Below are 20,983 nucleotides of genomic sequence, written 5' to 3'. Positions count from 1 at the left end.
GACTTTTTATATCGTTAAGATACGGTCTTGTGAGTGCCCACACAGATTGTCTGATTATATTGTTAAAGAGCAGTGCGTTGCGGTCTTATCCGCTTCGCGAGGTGGCGTATATTACGCTAATCACCTTCAGAGTCAACGTTTATTTTAAAGCGTTTTCTCTTTCTTTATCGCCCCGGTTGTGAGTCACAGCGCCGTGTCGATGGAGGCGCATTATAGGGAGCCGATTCAGAAGCGCAAGCAAATCTAGTAAACTTTTTTCTGTTTGCGCATCTTTCATTCGTTCCGCCTGTTAACTGCGCGTTTTTATCCATTTTGGCAGCTCTGCGAGGCTTTCCAGCACGCCATCAGCCAGTGCTTCACCTTGCTCGGTAACCGGTTTACCGGTACGAACTAGCAGTTTATGCCCCACACCAGCGCCAATTGCAGCCTGCATATCCTCTAACTTATCACCCACCATATAAGAAGCGGCCATATCAATGTGCAGTTCACGCTGTGCGGAAAGCAACATACCAGGTTCAGGCTTACGGCAATCACAAGTCTGATGGTATTCATCCTCCCCTGCTTCAGGATGATGCGGACAAAAGTAGATGCCATCCAGATCAACATCACGATCTGCCAGCGACCAGTCCATCCATTCCGTCAGTTGCATAAACTGATCTTCTGTAAATTTACCGCGGGCGATACCGGACTGGTTCGTCACAACAACCAGCGCGAACCCCATGCTCTTCAGCTCTCGCATGGCGTCGATGACACCATCAATAAATTGAAAGTTGTCAATCTCATGAACATAACCGTGATCAACATTGATCGTGCCGTCACGATCAAGAAAAATTGCTGGAATACTTTGTGCCACTGACTTTGCTCCTGAATGGCGTAAATTACGCGGCAGTATCGCATGTTTTCGCTCGCAGAGAGAATGTAGGGCGGTGACAATCCCGATTGACTTAGACGTCTAGACGCCCTAACATCCATTTCATCTTCTGTTAATACAGAAACTGATTTATCCAGCCATAGGCACTTACGATAAAAAACATATGATTGAACTTTCTAATATTACTAAGGTTTTCCAGCAGAATGGGCGGAGCATTACCGCACTTGCTGATGTCAGCCTTCATGTCCCGACCGGGCAAATTTATGGTGTTATCGGCGCATCGGGCGCAGGTAAAAGTACACTGATACGTTGCGTCAATTTATTGGAACGACCAACAGAAGGGAAAGTGCTGGTTGATGGACAAGAATTGACTCAGCTGTCAGATAGCCAGTTGACGCACGCACGCCGACAAATCGGCATGATTTTCCAACATTTCAACCTGCTCTCTTCGCGCACCGTTTTTGCCAACATTTCGCTTCCTTTGGAACTGGATAACACGCCGAAAGCTGACATTACCAAGCGCGTACACGAATTATTGAAGCTGGTTGGGTTGGCAGATAAACATGACGTCTATCCAGCCAACTTGTCCGGCGGACAAAAACAGCGTGTCGCCATTGCGCGTGCGTTGGCGAGCAATCCGAAAGTTCTGCTGTGTGATGAAGCAACCAGCGCATTGGATCCTGCAACAACTCGCTCGATTCTTGAATTACTAAAAGACATTAATCGTCGTCTGGGTCTAACCATTCTTCTTATTACACATGAAATGGATGTGGTGAAACGCATTTGCGATCAGGTTGCGGTTATCAGTGACGGACGACTCATCGAGAAAGACACGGTAAGTGAAGTCTTCTCGCATCCGAAAACGCCGCTGGCGCAAAAATTCATTCAGTCAACGTTACACCTAGACATCCCTGACGACTACTTAACTCGTCTGTCCCCTGACTATCGCCCAGACACCACACCTTTATTACGCATGGAGTTTACGGGTAAATCGGTGGATGCTCCGCTGCTGTCCGAGGTTGCTCGACGCTTTAGCGTCAACAACAACATTATTAGCGCCCAGATGGATTATGCCGGTGGCGTCAAATTCGGCATCATGCTGGCAGAAATGCATGGCGACGATGCGGATATTAAAACCGCAATCCAATTCCTACAGGAAAGTCACGTTACTATTGAGGTTCTGGGTTATGTCTGAAGCAATGATGTGGTTAATGGCTAAGGGAGTATGGGAAACCGTCGCAATGACGTTTGTTTCTGGTTTCTTTGGCTTTGTGCTTGGCTTACCCGTAGGCGTTTTATTGTATACCACGCGTGCGGGGCAAATTATCGCCAATCCAAAGCTCTACAGGACCGTTTCTGCTCTGGTAAACATTTTCCGCTCGATTCCATTCATTATTTTGCTGGTATGGATGATTCCTTTTACCCGCATCATTGTCGGAACCTCTATTGGTCTGCAAGCGGCTATCGTTCCTCTCACCGTCGGTGCAGCACCGTTTATTGCCCGTATGGTGGAAAACGCGCTGCTTGAAATTCCGACCGGTCTGATCGAAGCCGCCCGCGCGATGGGTGCGACGCCGATGCAGATCGTCAAAAAGATATTGCTGCCAGAAGCGTTACCGGGGCTAATTAACGCCGCAACCATCACGTTAATTACGCTCGTAGGCTATTCTGCTATGGGGGGTGCCGTGGGAGCAGGTGGCTTAGGTCAAATTGGTTATCAGTATGGTTATATTGGTTATAACGCGACGGTCATGAATACGGTATTAATATTACTCGTTGTTTTGGTTTACCTGATTCAATTCTGCGGCGACAGGGCAGTAAAAGCTGTCACACACAAGTAGTCATCACAATACGCATTTGCCTAAAAGCATCTGCCAAGAAAATAGTTAATTAGGGGTAAGGATATGGCGATTAAACTGAAGTCTATTGCGACCATTAGCGCACTCATTGGTGCTCTGGCATTAGCTGGATGTGGTCAGGAAGAAAAGAATCCTAATCATATTAAAGTCGGCGTGATTGTTGGCGCAGAACAACAGGTTGCGGAAATCGCACAGAAAGTGGCAAAAGACAAATACGGTCTGGACGTTGAATTAGTCACATTTAACGATTACGTATTGCCAAATGAAGCCTTGAGCAAAGGTGACATCGATCTGAACGCCTTCCAGCACAAACCTTATCTGGATCAGCAAATCAAAGATCGTGGTTATAAACTGGTTTCTGTCGGCAACAGCTTTGTCTACCCGATTGCAGGTTACTCAAAAAAAATCAAATCGCTGAATGAGCTGCAAGATGGCGCTCAAGTTGCGCTGCCAAACGACCCCACCAATCTGGGCCGTTCCCTGCTGCTGCTGCAAAAAGTCGGCTTGATTAAACTGAAAGACAACGTTGGCCTGCTGCCAACCGTACTGGATGTGACCGAAAACCCAAAAAATATCAAACTGGTTGAGCTGGAAGCACCACAGTTGCCACGTTCTTTAGATGACGCACAAATCACACTAGCTGTGATCAACACCACTTACGCTAGCCAGATTAATCTGACACCCACTAAAGATGGCCTGTTCGTTGAAGAGAAAGATTCTCCGTATGTAAACCTGTTGGTTTCACGTGAAGACAACAAAGACGCTGAAAACGTGAAGAAGTTCATTCAGGCTTATCAGTCTGATGAAGTGAACGATGCCGCTAATAAAATCTTTAATGGCGGCGCGGTGAAAGGCTGGTAATCCGGCAATTATACGCTAAATAATTCAAGTTTTCAGGAAGGCGGCAAGGGAAGGAATCCCGATGAGCTTACTCAAGTAAGTGATTCGTGTGAGTGAACGCAGCCAACGCACATGCAACTTTAAGTATGACGTGTATACGCGTTTAATTAAAAGATATCTGTAAGACGGGCTACGGCCCGTCTTGTTATTTGTGCAATTGCTTGCTTCAATACTCGCTCTTTGAGAAAAAGCAGAGGAATCCTTAATGCGTGCTGTTCCCTTTATATTGTTGGCAATGTCGCTGACAGGCTGTTCTTTATTTCAGAAGCCACCGGCACCTCAGCCTGTTATTGAAACCAAAGCCGAAGACCCCGCGCCAAAACCGAAACCACCGACTCGTCCTACTCCCGCGGTGTTATATAAAAGTGCAGAAGAATTAGTCGGTAAACCTTTCCGTGATATGGGCGAGGTTTCAGGTTCCTCATGTCAGGTCAGCGCTCAGGATGCGCCTCCCAACGCGGCAAATGCGCGTAAAAGAATGCAGAACCGTGCAACGGCAATGAAGGCCAATGCGGTTTTACTGCATGAATGCCAAAACGTCAGTAGCGTAGCGGGTTGCTATAGCCAAGTTGTTTGTCAGGGCACAGCGCTGAAAGTCTCTGCACAATGAGTCAATTTGTTTTCAATCAGATCGGGGTTATCCGCTCACCGTATAAAGAAAAATTTGCCATTCCGCGGCAGCCAGGTCTGATTGAAGATGGGGGCGGAGAGCTTCAGCTATTACCGCCGTACAATCAGGCGGAGTGTGTGCGGGGGCTGGAGGATTTCAGCCATATTTGGATATTGTTCATCTTTCATCAAACGATGGAAGGCGGCTGGCGTCCGACGGTTCGGCCACCGCGTCTGGGAGGAAATACACGCACTGGCGTTTTCGCTACGCGTTCCACCTTTCGTCCCAATCCTATTGGCATGTCATTGGTTGAATTAAAAGGGATCCGTGCAAAAGGCGATACGATTACGCTCGAATTAGGTAGCCTTGATCTAGTCGATGGCACTCCGGTAGTCGATATCAAGCCTTATCTACCCTTTGCAGAAAGCTATCCTCAGGCACGCGCGGGTTTTGCCCAAGTAGCACCCGATGCCGTTATGCCGGTATTTTTTTCGCCGCGTGCTGAAAATCAGATCGCAGAGCACCAAAAGAGATACCCTCAGTTAAAACGCTTTATCTCACAAGTATTGGCACAAGATCCGCGCCCAGCCTACCGCAAAGGGGAAAGTACCACGCGGGAATATGCCGTTTTACTATTGGAATTCAACGTGCGCTGGCGCGTCTGCGGGGAACAAACTGAAGTGTTAAGTCTCGACCCGTCACACACGTGTTAATACATGAACCGCAGCAATATATTCTAAAATTGTCCCTGCTCTCTTTTGGCACACCGCCCACGCTGGTAAACTAAGCCACTTTTTATGTGCCTTCGGCTGTGCGACAGCCCTATGCTATTTCTCGTTCTAACGGAACTAAAACCCCATGCGTACTAGCCAATACATGCTCTCCACACTCAAGGAGACACCAGCCGATGCAGAAGTCATTAGCCATCAGTTGATGCTCCGGGCAGGAATGATTCGTAAACTGGCCTCCGGCCTTTATACCTGGTTGCCGACGGGTGTACGTGTTTTGAGAAAAGTTGAAAACATCGTGCGCGAAGAGATGAACAATGCGGGCGCGATTGAAGTCTCCATGCCGGTTGTTCAGCCTGCCGATTTATGGGTGGAAAGTGGCCGTTGGGATCAGTATGGTCCTGAGCTACTGCGCTTTGTTGATCGTGGTGAACGGCCATTCGTTCTCGGCCCAACACACGAAGAAGTCATTACTGACCTGATTCGTAATGAAGTCAGCTCTTATAAGCAGCTGCCGCTGAATTTCTTCCAGATTCAAACCAAATTCCGCGATGAAGTTCGCCCACGTTTTGGCGTAATGCGCTCACGTGAGTTCCTGATGAAAGACGCCTACTCTTTCCATACTTCGCAGGAATCGTTGCAGCTCACTTACGACGCCATGTACGCCGCATACAGCAAGATTTTCAGCCGCATGGATCTGGACTTCAGAGCCGTTCAGGCAGATACCGGTTCTATCGGTGGTAATGCATCCCACGAGTTTCAGGTTCTGGCGACCAGCGGTGAAGATGATATCGTTTTCTCAACGGAATCCGACTACGCGGCAAATATTGAACTGGCAGAAGCTGTCGCGCCGAAGTTAGGCCGTGCAGAAGCGAAGGAAGCCCTGCGTCTGATTGATACACCAAATGCCAAGACCATCGCCGAATTGGTTGAGCAGTTTAAGCTACCAGTAGAAAAAACGGTGAAGACACTGCTGGTTAAAGCAACGGAAGAAAGCGGCCATAAACTGGTTGCGTTGCTGGTTCGCGGCGATCACGAATTGAACGAAATCAAAGCGGAAAAAATTGCTCAGGTAGCAAGCCCGCTGACTTTTGCAACGGAAGACGAAATTCGTGCAATCATTAGTGCTGGCCCTGGTTCACTCGGCCCAGTCAAGTTGGAGATTCCCGTCGTTGTTGACCGCACCGTTGCGGCCATGAGCGACTTCAGCGCTGGCGCGAACATTGATGGCAAACACTATTTTGGCATCAACTGGGGGCGTGACGTTGCGCTGCCGCAGGTGGCAGATATCCGTAATGTGGTTGAAGGCGACATGAGTCCCGATGGTAAAGGCACACTGCAAATTAAACGCGGTATCGAAGTAGGCCATATTTTCCAACTAGGTAGCAAATACTCTGAAGCGCTGAAAGCAACCGTTCAAGGTGAAGACGGTCGTAACCAGACACTGACGATGGGTTGTTACGGTATTGGAGTGACGCGCGTTGTCGCAGCAGCGATTGAGCAAAATCATGACGAACGCGGCATCATCTGGCCAGACGCCATTGCGCCTTTCCACGTTGCCATTCTGCCAATGAATATGCACAAATCTTTCCGCGTGAAGGAAGTCGCTGAGGATATCTACCAACAGCTGCGCGCTAAAGGCATTGAAGTGCTGCTTGATGACCGTAAAGAGCGCCCGGGCGTGATGTTTGCCGATATGGAATTGATTGGCGTACCGCACACCATCGTTATCGGCGATCGCAATCTGGATAGCGAAGAGATTGAATATAAGAATCGACGCGTCGGTGAAAAGCAAATGATTAAAACCAGCGAAATCATCGATTTCCTGCTGGCAAATGTCGTACGCTAATCGCCGTCAAACCGCCCTTTCTTTTACACGAAAGGGCAAACGCAGGCATAAAAAAATGGTGGGTTTAGCCACCATTTTTTATTTCAAGATATCAGTAACTCATTACGCACGAAACAGTTCTTCAATGCTCAAACCCTGAACCTGCAAAATTTCACGCAGGCGGCGTAAGCCTTCAACCTGAATCTGACGAACACGTTCACGCGTTAAGCCGATTTCACGACCCACATCTTCCAGCGTAGCCGCTTCATACCCTAACAGGCCGAAACGACGCGCCAGCACCTCACGCTGTTTGGCGTTAAGCTCAAACAACCATTTAACGATATTCTGCTTCATATCGTTATCTTGCGTGGTGTCTTCAGGTCCGTTGTCTTTTTCGTCTGCCAAAATATCCAGCAGCGCTTTCTCCGAATCACCACCCAGCGGGGTATCGACGGAAGTAATACGTTCATTTAAGCGCAGCATGCGATTGACGTCATCAACAGGTTTATCAAGCTGTTCGGCAATTTCTTCCGCACTTGGCTCGTGATCCAGTTTGTGAGACAACTCGCGCGCGGTGCGCAGGTAAACGTTGAGTTCTTTGACAATATGAATAGGTAAACGGATGGTGCGGGTTTGATTCATAATCGCCCGCTCTATCGTCTGTCGAATCCACCAGGTTGCGTAGGTTGAAAAACGGAATCCTCTTTCTGGATCGAATTTTTCAACCGCACGGATCAGGCCAAGGTTCCCCTCTTCAATCAAGTCCAGCAGCGCCAGACCACGATTGTTGTAACGGCGGGCAATTTTCACCACCAACCGCAGGTTACTCTCGATCATCCGACGGCGCGATGGAACGTCGCCACGCAACGCGCGTCGGGCAAAATAAACTTCTTCTTCTGCGGTTAAAAGCGGCGAATAGCCAATCTCTCCCAAATAGAGCTGTGTTGCGTCCAGGACACGCTGTGGGACCCCTTGCGATAATAACTCGTCTTCCGCCGAGTCATTATCATTGGTATCTTCCTCTGCCAGCGCTTTATCGTCAAAAACGTCAAGTCCATTTTCTTCGAAATCGGTATCTTCATGTAACTCGTTAACTTTCAGCGTACTTTGGCTCATAAGTGGCTCCTACCCGTGATCCCTTGGCAGAATACCTAAATACTCTGCCCGATTTATCGCTGCGACAGAAAACGCAGCGGGTTTACGGATTTCCCCTTGTAACGAATTTCAAAGTGCAAGCGAACTGAACTGGTACCTGTACTGCCCATCGTAGCGATTTTTTGTCCTGCCGTGACATCTTGTTGCTCACGGACTAGCATCGTATCGTTATGGGCATAGGCACTGAGGTAGTCATCATTATGTTTGATGATTATCAGATTTCCGTAACCACGTAGCGCATTACCCGCATACACCACACGCCCACTTGCGGTTGCGGTGATCGGTTGCCCACGTGAGCCGGCGATATCAATCCCTTTATTTCCCCCTTCAGAAGCAGAGAAACTATCTATGACTTTCCCATCGGTAGGCCAACGCCAACTGCCGACAGCAGCCGTATTGCTGCTGGTAACAGTCGCTGGAGCGGAAACAGGGGCGGTTGTTGTTACCCCTGCCGTAGGTAACATCTTACCTACATTCTGTTTACCCTGGTTACCAGAATACGCATTAGTTGACTGAGAATCAACCGATGTAGTTTGTATTTGAGCACTTGATGGCGGCGTTGGTACTCCACCTCCGGTGGCATCGGTTGTTGCCAGCATTCCACCACCGCTCGTCAGGCTGCCACCCGAAGTGTTGTTGCCGGAGACGTTACCTAAACTCAGTGATTGCCCTACATTAAGGCTGTATGGCTCAGGGATATTATTGCGCTGTGCCAGATCCCGATAGTCATTGCCAGTAATCCAGGCAATATAAAACAGAGTATCGCCCCGTTTAACGGTATAGGCATTACCGCCGCTGTAGCTGCCTTTCGGAATATTACCGTAGCTGCGATTGTAAACAATTCGCCCTTCGGACGTTGTTGCAACACTTTCACCCGCCGTTGAAACGCGTGATGGTGACGCAGATAACATTCCACTTCGGCTGCCTGTATTTCCGTCAACGCTGCTGATCGGTGCGGATTTGGAATTATTGTTGGAGCACCCAGCGACACCTAAGACAATTACCATACACGCAGCAATTTGACGCAAATTCATCATTCGGCTTCCCATGCGCCTTACTCCCCTATACCTATAGCGTTCAAAAAAGTAACTATAACCGTCATATTTCAAGCTGCATGTGCGTTGGCTTCTCTTAAATACTCGGCCCGTCGTGGGCCTCGCTCTTAAGGGCCGCTGCAAGCAGCGTTCAAATCTGCTCCCGGCAGATTTGTCACCCCAGTCACTTACTGATGTAAGCTCCAGGGGATTCATGCGATTGCCGCCGGCCTGCAACTCGAACTATTTAGGCTATATAACATTCAAAAAACAGTAATACTTGGAACCCAATTCGGACATGCTTGCCTCTCATCTCCTGCCGCTTTACTGACTGTAGCCCAACTGACCGTAGCGTAACTGATTGTAGCGTAAACGATAGCCAGTGTTTTATTCGTTAGTTGGAACGAGCAAGATCGCTACTTCACCATCGCTGGCGCATAAGCAAAACGGGAGAGGCACCACGATGATTAGATGCTAACAATATCAACAAGTTCGCACCACAAAACAGTTGTATTGAAATTTTAAAGACTTAACAACGCATGTATACATGTCGCCACGGTATCAGGCTAATTCCCCTTTGACCAGCGGAACAAACCGAACTGCTTCAACCATTTGAATAATAAACTCACCAGCATGACGCTGAACGACCTGTAGTATTTGTGACTGTTCCCCAACGGGCAACACCATCACACCACCTTCATCAAGCTGTTCCAGCAGCGCCCGAGGAATTTCCGGTGGTGCCGCAGTAACAATAATGGCATCAAACGGACCGCGCGACGCCCAGCCCTGCCACCCATCGCCATGACGGGTAGAAACATTGTGCAAATCAAGCTGCTTTAAGCGGCGTTTAGCCTGCCATTGCAGCCCTTTGATGCGCTCAACCGAGCAAACGTGCTGCACCAAATGGGCTAAAACCGCCGTTTGATAACCTGAGCCAGTGCCAATCTCCAGCACACGGGATACGGGCGTCAGATTAAGTAATTCCGTCATCTTCGCAACCATATAGGGCTGCGAAATAGTCTGACCGGAACCAATAGGCAGAGCGGTGTTTTCATACGCTTTATGTTCGAAAGCTTCGTCAACAAAACGTTCTCTGGGTACGGCTTCTATAGCCGTCAGCAGACGTTCGTCCTGAATGCCCTGTTGGCGCAACTGCGCCAACAACGTTTCTATACGTTTGTTTACCATTCCCCGCCGACCTCAGTTCTGGTTAACCTCGTCACCAACACAGTAATTTTCCCGCGCAGGGATAAGCCAGCCGCCGCAATTGCACGGTTGCTGGCATTAACTCTCTTCAACTCTTTTCTGCAAAAAAAGCGTTACTGCACATCAGGTACCGATATCCTGTTGTGAATGCAACACTTCACGCACCACGCTGGTCGCAAAACTGCCAGCAGGTAGCCAGAACTTTACTGCTACGGTCACGTCATCCTGCCATTCCCAGTGCATCTGCTGCGGATACAGCAGCACAGCACGCCGGGCAGGCTCGACCCGCTCACGCTTGACCAAAGACCACAGCGTTTCTTGCCCGGTCAACGCCTGCTCTTCAAATACCAGAGCCTCATCCTGCGTGCCCAGTTCGCCGTCTCCGGGCAGCGGCGCGGTAATCTGGAGCTCGCCAGCGTCAAGGCGCACCTGCAAGGTTTCCAGTTCATCCGCTTTAGCAACAAACCAACTGCCGCGTCCTGTCAGCTGCAATGCATCACCACACAGCACCGTTTTTACCTGCTGTCCCGCCAGTCGTGCGCTGGCAACCTGATTAAACATCGCACTGCGGCTGGCGGAAAGATAAAAACTGCGCTTACTGCGTTCTTTCACTCGAATATCGTTATTTGCCCAAAGACGAGCCTGCTCAAGATTATTTCCGTTTCGACCGAAACGCTGACTACCGAAATAATTAGGCACGCCGTTCGCTGCGATCTGCACTAAACGGGAGTCGACCTCATTCCGATCGCTAACCTGACGTAACACCAGAGTAAAATGGTTACCTCGTAGCGTACCGATCCGCAACTTGCGGCGATGGCGAGTAACCTCAAGCACTTCACAGCCTTCCAGCTCTAGTAAGGAAAAATCTGGCGTCTCTTTTCCCGGCATGTGCAGGCAAAACCACTGTTCCGTGACGGCATGACGATCTTTTAGGCCCGCGTAGCTGACGGCGCGTAACGGTAGGCGGGTAAATTTCGCCAGCATCTCAGCCACAAATTGCGTATTGCAGCCGCGTTTGCGTACACGCACCAAGACCTGCTCACCGTCACCATCTGGCTGAAATCCGAGATCTTCCACTACCAGAAAGTCTTCCGCAGTGGATTTCAATGAGCCGGTAGCCTGTGGTTCACCGTGCAGCCAGACGAGTTGTTCGCTATTTTCCATCATTATCCTACAAAGTGCATGAACGGATGACACCCGTCATGACCGTGTTTTTTATACTGTTAATTTTTTATTATTGATAATTAATCACCGATAAAACCACCACTTACCAAGCAACAATTTCACCCGTTTCTTTTTTCACGAGTAAGGCAACGGCTTCGCAGGCAATGCCTTCGCCACGACCGGTAAAACCCAACTGTTCTGTCGTCGTCGCTTTCACATTGACGTCGCCCATATGGCACTGCAAATCTTCCGCCAAATTCACGCGCATTTGCGGGATATGCGGTGCCATTTTCGGCGCTTGCGCAATAATTGTGACGTCCAGATTGCCTAGCTGGTAGCCTTTGTCATTGATACGACGCCAGGCTTCACGCAACAAGCCACGGCTGTCCGCACCTTTAAAGGCCGGATCGGTATCAGGGAACAGCTTACCAATATCGCCCAACGCGGCGGCACCCAACAGAGCATCGGTCACCGCATGTAGCACTACATCCCCATCTGAATGCGCCAGCAGACCTTGAGTATAAGGAATTCGCACGCCACCGATCACCAGCGGACCTTCTCCACCGAACTTATGGACATCAAAACCGTGACCGATACGCATCGCGCGTTCTCCTTATGTATTTAGCAAATAAATTTAGCGAGTAAAATGAGATTACAGCAAACTGGTCAAATAGAATTCAGCTAATGCCAAATCCTCTGGACGCGTGACTTTTATATTATCCGAACGTCCGCTGATAATTTGCGGGCGATAGCCACAATATTCCAGTGCGGAAGCTTCATCTGTGACGGCAACGCCATCCTGAAGCGCACGTTGCAGACACTGTTTCAGCAGTGCCGCAGGAAAAAGCTGCGGCGTCAGCGCATGCCATAAATCGTTACGTTCTACTGTGCGATCGATAAACCCGTCCGTACTCCGCTTCATGGTATCACGAACCGGCGCGGCCAGAATTCCACCGACATCACTCTGTTCAACAATCGCCAGCAAGCGCGCCAGATCGTCCTGATGCAAGCACGGACGTGCCGCATCATGCACCAACGCCCACGCGTTATCATCAACGGCAGCCAGCCCAGCCAGCACGGAATCCGCGCGCTGTAGCCCACCCGTTACAACACAAATACGGGGATCGGTGGCAATCGCCAGAGTATAAAAGAATGCGTCATCTGGGCTGATAGCGACGACGACACGCTGTACTCGTGAATGGCGTAAGAGCGCATCAATGGTATGTTCAAGAATAGTTTTATGGCCGGTAGCATCATTGCCAATCGTCAGATACTGCTTAGGACGATCGTTTTGCATCCGGCTGCCGTTGCCCGCGGCGGGCAAAACGGCAACAATTTCAGGCGGGAAAAAGCTCGATGTCTGCATGCGTCAACGTTGTGTGTTGTTGGATGAAGTATTAGTAGATGAAGGAGTATTCGCATTACGATGGTTCGATTCTGGCACCAAACGATAGAAACTTTCGCCGGGCTTGATCATGCCCAGTTCATTGCGTGCACGCTCTTCAATCGCTTCCTGTCCGCCATTGAGGTCGTCAATTTCGGCAAACAGTTGCTCATTACGGTCTTTTAATTTGGCATTGTTCCCCTGCTGGACAACAACATCATCCTTCACCCGAACATAATCATGAATGCCATTCTTGCCCAGCCACAGTGAGTACTGAAGCCAGCCAAGCAATATCAATAATAACAGCGTAAGCTTTCCCATCCGGCCCCCTGAAAAACCGCCTAATCATCCCATAACTTTTGTTTTGACTCCACTGTGTCCGGCAGTGGGAGACAATATTCACCCTGCCGCATGCCCAAATGGGGATATTTCGGGCAGAAAATCACACCAAACTCGCTCCCAGGCAGCACTCATGTCACCTATTCATCCCCTCTTGCTTGCTACAACCGCCATCGTTCTAAGAGGACGAAAGAGTGCAGGAACCCGAAGGGTAAAATCGCCATAGGAAAAACGTCAGTTGAACCATTAATGCTATCTGTGTATTTTTATGCATACAAAGTGCATAAAAAAGAAAATTTTACATTTAAACCAGGAGAAAACTATGTTCAAAAAACTGTTATGTGTTGGTGCACTCTTCGCAACCGCACTGTCCACCACCGTACTATCAACGAGCACCTTCGCCGCTGAGCCCACTTACGTTGTCGGCTCTGGCGGAACCTATCGCCCATTTGAGTTTGAAAATGCGCAGAAGCAGTTGGAAGGCTTTGATATTGATATTATTAAAGCGATCGCCAAGGCGGAAAATTTTAATATCAAGCTGATCAATACACCGTGGGAAGGTATCTTCGCGACCCTGAACTCTGGTGACCGCGACATTATTATCTCCGGTATCACGATTACCGACAAACGTAAGCAAATGGTCGATTTCTCCGCGCCTTATTTCCCTGCCGAGCAGTCCATCGTGGTTCCTAAAGGGTCGACGATCGACTCCATTGCCGCCCTGAAAGATCATAAAGTAGGCGTAGTAAACTCCAGTACTGCCGATATCGTGGTCTCCGACGTATTAGGAAAAAACAGTACATCGATTAAGCGCTTTGATAACACGCCGTTAATGTTACAAGAGCTGTATGAAGATGGTGTGGGTGCAGCGGTTGGCGATGTAGGCGTAGTGAAGTTTTACATTAAGACTCACCCTGAAAAACAGTTCAATCTGGTTTCTGATGCCAAATTCGAACGCCAGTATTTCGGGATCGCCGTAGCGAAAGGCAACGATAAACTGCGCGAGAAGATCAACGCAGGACTGAAAAAAATCGTTGCTGATGGTACCTATGCCAAGATCTATCAAACCTGGTTTGATAACAATGTGCCGACTTTGCCGGCAGAGTAATGCCAGTATCTCTCCTGGTCTCAACCACCTCATGTGAGACGTCATACCAGCCGGACAGCCAGCCTGTCCGGTTTAATTTAGCAGCATCATCACGTTAGCCTATTCAAAAAAGGAAACGATCTTGACGGGATTTCGTTGGGAGATCATTCAGGAATATGCCCCGCTCTTTATGGAAGGCACCTGGATGACCATCAAATGCACCATTATTTGTGTCATTCTTGGCACCTGCTGGGGATTAACGCTCGGATTAGGCCGCTTAGCACAGGCGCCGCACGGGCCGTGGAAATACATACTGCACTATGGCGTTCAATGGCCGGTGCGGATCTATATCAGCGCCTTTCGGGGTACACCACTGTTTGTGCAAATCATGGTGGTGCATTTCGCTCTGGTGCCGCTGTTCATCAACCCGCGTGACGGGCTGCTGGTGACCAGCAATATTATGTCGGTCGATTTTGCCCGCACATTACGCTCAGATTACGGTGCCTTCCTCTCTTGCATAGTGGCGATTACGCTGAATGCGGGTGCCTATGTCTCCGAGATATTTCGTGCTGGTATTCAATCTATCGATCGCGGCCAAATGGAGGCTTCGCGTTCTCTCGGCATGAGCTATGGCCGCACCATGCGGAAAGTGATCCTGCCGCAGGCTTTTCGCCGAATGCTGCCGCCGCTGGGTAATAACGCCATCGCCATTGTGAAAGATTCGTCGCTGGCTTCAGCAATCGGATTGGCGGATCTCGCCTATGCCGCTCGTACGGTGTCAGGGGCTTACGCCACGTACTGGGAACCCTACCTGGCGATCTCTATCGTCTATTGGGTTATTACTTTCCTGCTCTCGCTGCTGGTGCGGCACATGGAAACGAGGTTTGGCAAAAGTGATTCACGTTAATAACCTGCAAAAACAATTTGGCGATACCCATGTCCTACGTGGTATTTCCTGTGATATCGCGCCTCAGGAAGTGCTCTGCCTGATTGGCCCATCCGGCTCAGGAAAAAGTACCTTTCTGCGCTGTATCAACGCACTGGAAACGCTGTCGGCGGGTGAGATTACGGTCAACGGTTTTGCCATTCACGATCAGAAAACCGATATCAACCGTATGCGTGAAAGCGTCGGTATGGTGTTTCAGCGCTTCAATCTGTTCCCACACATGACGGTGTTGGAAAATGTGATCATGGCGCCGATAGGAGTGAAGAAACTACCTCGCGCACAAGCCGTTGAACGCGCTAAAGCGTTACTCAGTAAGGTCGGGTTACTGGATAAAATCGATGCCTGGCCGAATAGCCTATCCGGTGGTCAGCAGCAGCGTGTTGCCATTGCCCGTGCGTTAGCAATGGAACCGGCAATCATGCTGTTCGATGAACCTACATCTGCATTAGACCCAGAGCTGGTTGGTGAAGTGCTGGCCGTCATGAAAACGCTGGCGAACGAAGGCATGACGATGGTCATCGTGACCCATGAAATGGCATTTGCCAGAGAAGTGGCTGATAGAGTGATCTTTATCGATCAGGGAATTATTCAGGAGCAGGGAACGCCAGAAGCGATCTTCACTCATCCGAGTAACCCGCGCACGCAGGCTTTCTTGAGCAAGATTCTGTAAGTAGTTTGAATGCGGTAAAATAACGGGCTGTCAGCCTCTTTCGCGCTGGCAGCCTTTCCCCCTACCGCCTTTCTTTTACCACCCGGTCAGAAAAGAAAACACCATCCAGAATAAACACACCACCGTCAGTCCCGTCGCAAAGAGCGTATAAAAAAGATAGCCTCTGAGCAGAAAGCTAAACCCGACGCCAACCAGCACCGAAAACGGCATCAGCGCCAGAAAGAACGGCCACGTGTAAAGCATGAAGAAAAACGTGGTATTAGAACCATATACCAGAAAGGGGATGCTAAAGGCCAACCAATAAAAGGAGAACCCCGTTACCGCTCCCATAAACAGGTAGGAAACGCCGTCATCCTCTTCTTGCGCTGGCCGAGTCTTGCTAATCGTTAACTGCGTGGCATTTTGCATATTCTTTCCCATTCTTCCCCTGCATCACCCAACAGCGCGGTGAAAAAAGCGGGGACATCAGAGCTTGATAATAGCTCGCTTGCCAAGCAGATCTAACAATTGGTCTGTCAAATTTGTTACGAATTGTTCGCCATCCAGATGACTATCCGGTGCTTCCGGCGCTTCATACACCGAGTCGATCCCCGTGAAATTACGCAGTTCCCCCGCACGGGCTTTTTTGTACAACCCTTTAGGGTCACGCGCTTCACAGGTCGCTAACGGCGTATCCACGAAGACCTCGATGAACTGCCCTTCGCCCAGTAAATCCTGCACCATTTTACGCTCGGCGCGATGCGGCGAGATAAACGCCGTCAGCACCACCAGACCAGCATCAACCATTAGCTTGGCAACTTCACCCACGCGGCGGATGTTCTCGCGCCGATCGTCGTCGGTGAAGCCCAGATCCCGACATAGCCCGTGCCGGACGTTGTCGCCGTCCAGCAGGTAGGTACTGACGCCACGCTGGTGCAGCGCTTGCTCCAGCGCCCCCGCCAGCGTGGATTTACCGGACCCTGACAGCCCGGTAAACCAGATAACGACGCCCTGATGACCACGCAGTTTTTCGCGCGACTCACGGGTGACATTGTGCGCATGCCAGACGACGTTATCGTCAGTTGGCGAGTGACGTAAAGACACGTTATTTGCCTCCCAGCAGATCGCGCGCACCCCAATGCGGGAAGTGGCGACGTACCAGTGCATTCAGTTCCAGCTCAAACGCACCATATGCACCGGGCTCTTGATACACCTGTTCGATAGGTTCCCGCACCAGACCCGCACCTACCGTGACGTTGCTCAGACGATCAATAAAGATCATCCCGCCCGTCACCGCGTTATTCTGATAATTGTCCAGCACCAGCGGCTCATCAAAAACCAGCTCAATCGAACCAATGCCATTCAGCGGCAAGTTTTCCGCCACGCGCTGCGTCAGTGTATTGATCTCAACCTGATACTGAATATTCTCGACCCGAGCGCGCGCTTTCTTACCGCCAATCTTGATGTCGTAGCTTTGTCCCGAAACCAGCGGCTGTTCCGCCATCCAGACGACATCCACCAGCGCATGCTGCACCGCTTTCAGCGATTCGCTACTGTCGACCAGCAGATCGCCGCGACTGATATCAACCTCATCCGCCAGCACCAGCGTAATCGCTTCCCCCGCCTGCGCCTGTGGTAAATCACCATCAAAGGTCACAATACGGCTGACGGTGGATTCGACACCGGACGGTAACACTTTGACACGCTGCCCGACGCGAATAATACCGGAGGCCAGTGTGCCTGCGTAACCGCGGAAATCCAGATTCGGACGGTTGACGTATTGCACGGGGAAACGCATCGGCTGCTCTAACGTACGCTGCGCCACATTGACCGTTTCCAACACATCCAGCAGCGTCGGTCCGGTATACCAGCTCATCGTCGTGCCTGGCGTCGCGACATTATCGCCATCCAATGCGGAAATCGGTACAAAGGTTATATTCAGGTCAGCAGGCAACTGTTGAGCAAAATCCAGATAATCCTGCTTAAACTGTTCAAATACCGTTTGCTGATAATCCACTAAGTCCATTTTGTTCACCGCCACCACCAGATCGCGAATGCCCAGCAGGGTCGCAATAAAGCTGTGACGACGGGTTTGATCCAATACGCCTTTGCGTGCATCAATCAGCAGGATCGCCAGCTCACAGGTCGATGCGCCGGTTGCCATATTGCGGGTGTATTGCTCGTGTCCCGGCGTATCGGCGATGATAAATTTGCGTTTTTCCGTCGAAAAGTAGCGGTAAGCGACGTCAATCGTGATGCCCTGCTCACGTTCGGCCTGAAGCCCATCGACCAGCAGCGCCAGATCCAGCTTTTCGCCCTGCGTCCCAATACGCTTGCTGTCATTGTGTAGGGTACTGAGCTGATCTTCATAAATTTGGCGCGTATCGTGTAGCAAACGGCCAATCAGCGTACTTTTTCCGTCGTCGACGCTGCCGCAGGTCAGGAAACGCAGCAGCGTTTTATCCTGCTGCGCGTGTAAATACGCTTCCACACCGCCTTGCTCGGCGATCTGCCGTGCAATCGCATCATTGATGACGACGGCATCTTTCTCAGTCGCATGTTCTGCAACTGTGTCTTTTAACGAAATTTGGCTCATTCGACGATTCCTCAGAAATACCCTTGACGCTTTTTCAGTTCCATTGAACCGGCCTGATCGCGGTCAATTACCCTTCCCTGACGCTCACTGGTCGTAGAAACCAGCATCTCTTCAATGATTTCTGGCAATGTCTGCGCATCCGACGCTACCGCTCCAGTCAGCGGCCAACAGCCCAGCGTGCGGAACCGCACCATACGTTGTTCGATCACTTCGCCCGGTTGCAGTTCAATGCGATCGTCATCCACCATCAACAGCATGCCATCACGCTCTACCACCGGACGCGGCGCGGCCAGATACAGCGGGACAATATCGATGTTTTCCAGATAGATATATTGCCAGATGTCCAGTTCGGTCCAGTTGGAGAGCGGGAAAACGCGAATGCTCTCGCCTTTGTTAATCTGGCCGTTGTAGTTGTGCCACAGTTCCGGACGCTGATTCTTTGGATCCCAACGGTGGAAACGGTCACGGAAAGAGTAAATACGCTCTTTGGCACGTGATTTCTCTTCATCACGACGCGCTCCGCCAAACGCGGCATCAAAACCGTATTTATCCAGCGCCTGCTTCAGCCCTTCGGTTTTCATAATATCGGTATGCTTGGCGCTGCCGTGCACGAAGGGGTTAATCCCCAACGCTTCCCCCTGCGGGTTACGGTGCACCAGCAGTTCACAGCCGTAGGCTTTCGCCGTACGGTCGCGGAATTCGTACATTTCACGAAATTTCCAACCGGTATCAACATGCAGCAGCGGGAAAGGCAGCGATCCTGGATAGAACGCCTTGCGCGCCAGATGCAGCATCACCGAAGAGTCTTTGCCGATGGAGTACATCATCACCGGGTTACCGAACTCGGCCGCCACTTCGCGGATGATGTGAATGCTTTCGGCTTCAAGCTGCCGTAAATGCGTGAGTCGTTTCTCGTCCATACCCTTTCCTTAAGCCAAGTTTACTACCGCTGGGCGGCTGTCTTGCGGCACCGTCGGCGTTGTCTGACCAAACCAGGCAATCTGATGATGCAAGTCCACCACCTCACCAATCACCAGCAGCGCCGGTGTCGGCGCTTGCCGTGCCAAATGTTCTAACTCTTGCAGCGTACCGATTTGTACCTGCTGATCGTGTCGAGTGCCGCGACTGATCACCGCGACAGGCGTCTGCGCTGAGCGACCATGTGCGATAAGCTGCTGTGAAATCTCCGCCGCCTTCATCGTTCCCATATAAATCGCCAGCGTCTGACGTCCACGCGCCAGCGTTGACCAGTCCAGCGCATCGCCATCGGGGCGACAGTGTCCGGTAATAAAAATTACGCTCTGAGCATAGTCACGGTGCGTCAACGGAATCCCCGCATACGCCGTGACGCCCGCTGCGGCAGTCACGCCAGGCACCACCTGAAACGTGACTCCTGCCTGCGCTACGGCCTGTAGTTCTTCGCCGCCGCGGCCAAAAATAAAGGGATCGCCGCCTTTCAGACGCACGACCCGCTTGCCTTCCTGCGCCAGTTTCACCAGAAGCTGATTAATCTCATCCTGCGGCAGCGAGTGCGTGCTGGCGCGTTTCCCAACACAAATGCGTTCGGCATCACGGCGCACCAAGTCCAGCACGTCGGCGCTGACCAGATGGTCATACAGCACCACATCCGCCTGCTGCATCACCTGCAATCCACGCAGTGTAAGCAACCCAGCATCACCGGGGCCTGCACCAACCAGTGCCACTTCGCCTCGCGCTGCCGCGGGCAGTTGCTGTTCATCTTGCTGATTAACCAACTGCTGTTGTAGCTCGTTTTCAGCCTGTTCCAGCTGTCCGGCAGAAACCAGCGAGGCAAAGCGTCCGACAAACAGCCGTTCCCAAAAACGGCGGCGTGCTGGCATCGAATGCAAGCGGGTTTTAATTCTGTCGCGCCAGCTTCCGGCGATTTCTGCCATCGTGCCCAGGCTGGCAGGCAGTAATGATTCCAGTTTTTCACGCAGCAACCGTGCCAGCACCGGTGCCTGTCCCCCTGAAGAGATCGCCACCACCAGCGGAGAGCGGTCGACAATCGAGGGGAAAATAAACGAGCACTTCGGCTGATCGTCCACCACGTTTACCAGCAAATGTCGCTGATTCGCCGCCTCAAACACCACCGCATTCAGCTCCGCGTCATCCGTTGCGGCAATCACCAGAAACACGCCGGATAACAGTTCCGGCGAAAAAGATTGCGCCAGCCATTCAACCTGCCCAGCCTGATGCTGTGCAGCCAATGGCTCCGCCAGTGCTAACGCGACAATTTTTACCTCCGCACCCGCGCGTTGCAGCAGATCGATTTTGCGCGTAGCAATCTCGCCGCCGCCAACGACCAGTACCGGACGCTGACGAAGATCGGCAAATATAGGGAGATAGTTCACAAGCGCCTTAACTAAGCAAAAAAGTAGATAATGCAAACTATACGGTGCGGACAGAACACTTATGAAATGCCGAATTGGAATGACAAGTTCCGTAATGGAATAACAGTAAAATAAATCCGACTACTCACACATCCTCGTCAGCAATCGACCTTGCATCAACATTTGTTCGAAAGAGTTTATGACGCACGTCAAAGTTGCGGATAGTTTGCCGATTTTTGATATTTGCTTTTCCAGATTCATAGCAACATGCCAGTA

22 protein-coding genes are annotated in these 20,983 nt (G+C 50.7%); 9 read left to right on the top strand and 13 right to left on the bottom strand.

Annotated elements, in window-relative coordinates; translation table 11 throughout:
• Nucleotides 1-289: 289 nt before the first annotated feature.
• Complete coding sequence (gene gmhB, locus KP22_RS12095; RefSeq protein WP_039324455.1) at nt 290-853, bottom strand: D-glycero-beta-D-manno-heptose 1,7-bisphosphate 7-phosphatase; 564 nt, start codon at nt 851-853, stop codon at nt 290-292.
• Nucleotides 854-1,034: 181 nt separating this feature from the next.
• On the opposite strand from gmhB, the gene metN reads away from it, so the two are divergent.
• The 6 genes from metN to proS all read left to right on the top strand — a co-directional run bounded on the left by metN (nt 1,035) and on the right by proS (nt 6,817).
• Nucleotides 1,035-2,066: a methionine ABC transporter ATP-binding protein MetN gene (metN, locus tag KP22_RS12090; protein WP_039324452.1), complete on the top strand. Its 1,032-nt coding sequence runs from the start codon at nt 1,035-1,037 to the stop codon at nt 2,064-2,066.
• Entirely contained in the window at nt 2,059-2,712 is a 654-nt protein-coding gene (locus KP22_RS12085) for a methionine ABC transporter permease MetI (RefSeq protein ID WP_039306749.1), read from the top strand. Before metN ends, KP22_RS12085 begins: the two co-directional genes overlap by 8 nt.
• A gap of 63 nt (nt 2,713-2,775) precedes the next feature.
• On the top strand, nt 2,776-3,591 hold the full coding sequence (locus KP22_RS12080; protein ID WP_039306746.1) for a MetQ/NlpA family lipoprotein: 816 nt from the start codon (nt 2,776-2,778) through the stop codon (nt 3,589-3,591).
• A gap of 244 nt (nt 3,592-3,835) precedes the next feature.
• Complete coding sequence (gene rcsF, locus KP22_RS12075) at nt 3,836-4,240, top strand: Rcs stress response system protein RcsF (RefSeq protein WP_039306743.1); 405 nt, start codon at nt 3,836-3,838, stop codon at nt 4,238-4,240.
• Nucleotides 4,237-4,953, top strand: a complete 717-nt coding sequence (tsaA, locus tag KP22_RS12070; protein WP_039306740.1) for a tRNA (N6-threonylcarbamoyladenosine(37)-N6)-methyltransferase TrmO — start codon at nt 4,237-4,239, stop codon at nt 4,951-4,953. The genes rcsF and tsaA overlap by 4 nt, the downstream gene beginning before the upstream one ends.
• Nucleotides 4,954-5,098: 145 nt before the next feature.
• Complete coding sequence (gene proS / locus KP22_RS12065) at nt 5,099-6,817, top strand: proline--tRNA ligase (RefSeq protein ID WP_039324449.1); 1,719 nt, start codon at nt 5,099-5,101, stop codon at nt 6,815-6,817.
• A gap of 102 nt (nt 6,818-6,919) precedes the next feature.
• Here proS and rpoS read toward each other — a convergent pair whose 3' ends face one another.
• The 7 genes from rpoS to ftsB all read right to left on the bottom strand — a co-directional run bounded on the left by rpoS (nt 6,920) and on the right by ftsB (nt 13,060).
• On the bottom strand, nt 6,920-7,912 hold the full coding sequence (gene rpoS, locus KP22_RS12060; RefSeq protein ID WP_039306736.1) for an RNA polymerase sigma factor RpoS: 993 nt from the start codon (nt 7,910-7,912) through the stop codon (nt 6,920-6,922).
• A 53-nt stretch (nt 7,913-7,965) separates the two neighbouring features.
• On the bottom strand, nt 7,966-8,988 hold the full coding sequence (gene nlpD, locus KP22_RS12055) for a murein hydrolase activator NlpD (protein ID WP_039306733.1): 1,023 nt from the start codon (nt 8,986-8,988) through the stop codon (nt 7,966-7,968).
• 558 nt (nt 8,989-9,546) lie between these two features.
• Nucleotides 9,547-10,173, bottom strand: coding sequence for a protein-L-isoaspartate(D-aspartate) O-methyltransferase (locus KP22_RS12050; RefSeq protein ID WP_039306730.1), 627 nt, complete (start codon nt 10,171-10,173; stop codon nt 9,547-9,549).
• A gap of 141 nt (nt 10,174-10,314) precedes the next feature.
• Complete coding sequence (gene truD / locus KP22_RS12045; RefSeq protein ID WP_039306727.1) at nt 10,315-11,355, bottom strand: tRNA pseudouridine(13) synthase TruD; 1,041 nt, start codon at nt 11,353-11,355, stop codon at nt 10,315-10,317.
• A gap of 103 nt (nt 11,356-11,458) precedes the next feature.
• Nucleotides 11,459-11,956, bottom strand: coding sequence for a 2-C-methyl-D-erythritol 2,4-cyclodiphosphate synthase (gene ispF, locus KP22_RS12040; protein WP_039306725.1), 498 nt, complete (start codon nt 11,954-11,956; stop codon nt 11,459-11,461).
• Between the two features lie 51 nt (nt 11,957-12,007).
• Complete coding sequence (gene ispD / locus KP22_RS12035; protein WP_039306719.1) at nt 12,008-12,721, bottom strand: 2-C-methyl-D-erythritol 4-phosphate cytidylyltransferase; 714 nt, start codon at nt 12,719-12,721, stop codon at nt 12,008-12,010.
• Nucleotides 12,722-12,724: 3 nt separating this feature from the next.
• The gene (gene ftsB, locus KP22_RS12030; protein ID WP_011095039.1) at nt 12,725-13,060 is read right to left on the bottom strand and encodes a cell division protein FtsB; all 336 of its coding nucleotides are present in this window, start codon (nt 13,058-13,060) and stop codon (nt 12,725-12,727) included.
• Nucleotides 13,061-13,400: 340 nt separating this feature from the next.
• On the opposite strand from ftsB, the gene KP22_RS12025 reads away from it, so the two are divergent.
• The 3 genes from KP22_RS12025 to KP22_RS12015 all read left to right on the top strand — a co-directional run bounded on the left by KP22_RS12025 (nt 13,401) and on the right by KP22_RS12015 (nt 15,781).
• Nucleotides 13,401-14,186, top strand: coding sequence for a basic amino acid ABC transporter substrate-binding protein (locus KP22_RS12025; RefSeq protein WP_039306717.1), 786 nt, complete (start codon nt 13,401-13,403; stop codon nt 14,184-14,186).
• A gap of 121 nt (nt 14,187-14,307) precedes the next feature.
• Complete coding sequence (locus tag KP22_RS12020) at nt 14,308-15,072, top strand: amino acid ABC transporter permease (protein ID WP_039306715.1); 765 nt, start codon at nt 14,308-14,310, stop codon at nt 15,070-15,072.
• Nucleotides 15,059-15,781, top strand: a complete 723-nt coding sequence (locus tag KP22_RS12015; RefSeq protein WP_039306779.1) for an amino acid ABC transporter ATP-binding protein — start codon at nt 15,059-15,061, stop codon at nt 15,779-15,781. The genes KP22_RS12020 and KP22_RS12015 overlap by 14 nt, the downstream gene beginning before the upstream one ends.
• A gap of 75 nt (nt 15,782-15,856) precedes the next feature.
• Here KP22_RS12015 and KP22_RS12010 read toward each other — a convergent pair whose 3' ends face one another.
• The 5 genes from KP22_RS12010 to cysG form a co-directional block, all read right to left on the bottom strand.
• Nucleotides 15,857-16,189, bottom strand: a complete 333-nt coding sequence (locus KP22_RS12010) for a DUF3561 family protein (RefSeq protein WP_039295216.1) — start codon at nt 16,187-16,189, stop codon at nt 15,857-15,859.
• A 57-nt stretch (nt 16,190-16,246) separates the two neighbouring features.
• Nucleotides 16,247-16,927, bottom strand: coding sequence for an adenylyl-sulfate kinase (gene cysC, locus KP22_RS12005; RefSeq protein ID WP_072012577.1), 681 nt, complete (start codon nt 16,925-16,927; stop codon nt 16,247-16,249).
• Nucleotides 16,866-18,293, bottom strand: coding sequence for a sulfate adenylyltransferase subunit CysN (gene cysN, locus KP22_RS12000; RefSeq protein ID WP_039324477.1), 1,428 nt, complete (start codon nt 18,291-18,293; stop codon nt 16,866-16,868). Before cysN ends, cysC begins: the two co-directional genes overlap by 62 nt.
• Nucleotides 18,294-18,367: 74 nt before the next feature.
• Nucleotides 18,368-19,276: a sulfate adenylyltransferase subunit CysD gene (gene cysD / locus KP22_RS11995; RefSeq protein ID WP_039306712.1), complete on the bottom strand. Its 909-nt coding sequence runs from the start codon at nt 19,274-19,276 to the stop codon at nt 18,368-18,370.
• 9 nt (nt 19,277-19,285) lie between these two features.
• On the bottom strand, nt 19,286-20,728 hold the full coding sequence (gene cysG, locus KP22_RS11990; RefSeq protein ID WP_039306701.1) for a siroheme synthase CysG: 1,443 nt from the start codon (nt 20,726-20,728) through the stop codon (nt 19,286-19,288).
• Nucleotides 20,729-20,983: the final 255 nt, after the last annotated feature.

It is taken from the genome of Pectobacterium betavasculorum, assembly GCF_000749845.1.
GTDB classification, from domain to species: Bacteria; Pseudomonadota; Gammaproteobacteria; order Enterobacterales; family Enterobacteriaceae; genus Pectobacterium; species Pectobacterium betavasculorum.
Note: the sequence above shows the minus strand (reverse complement) of the source record. Positions and strands in the feature narration are given on the sequence as shown.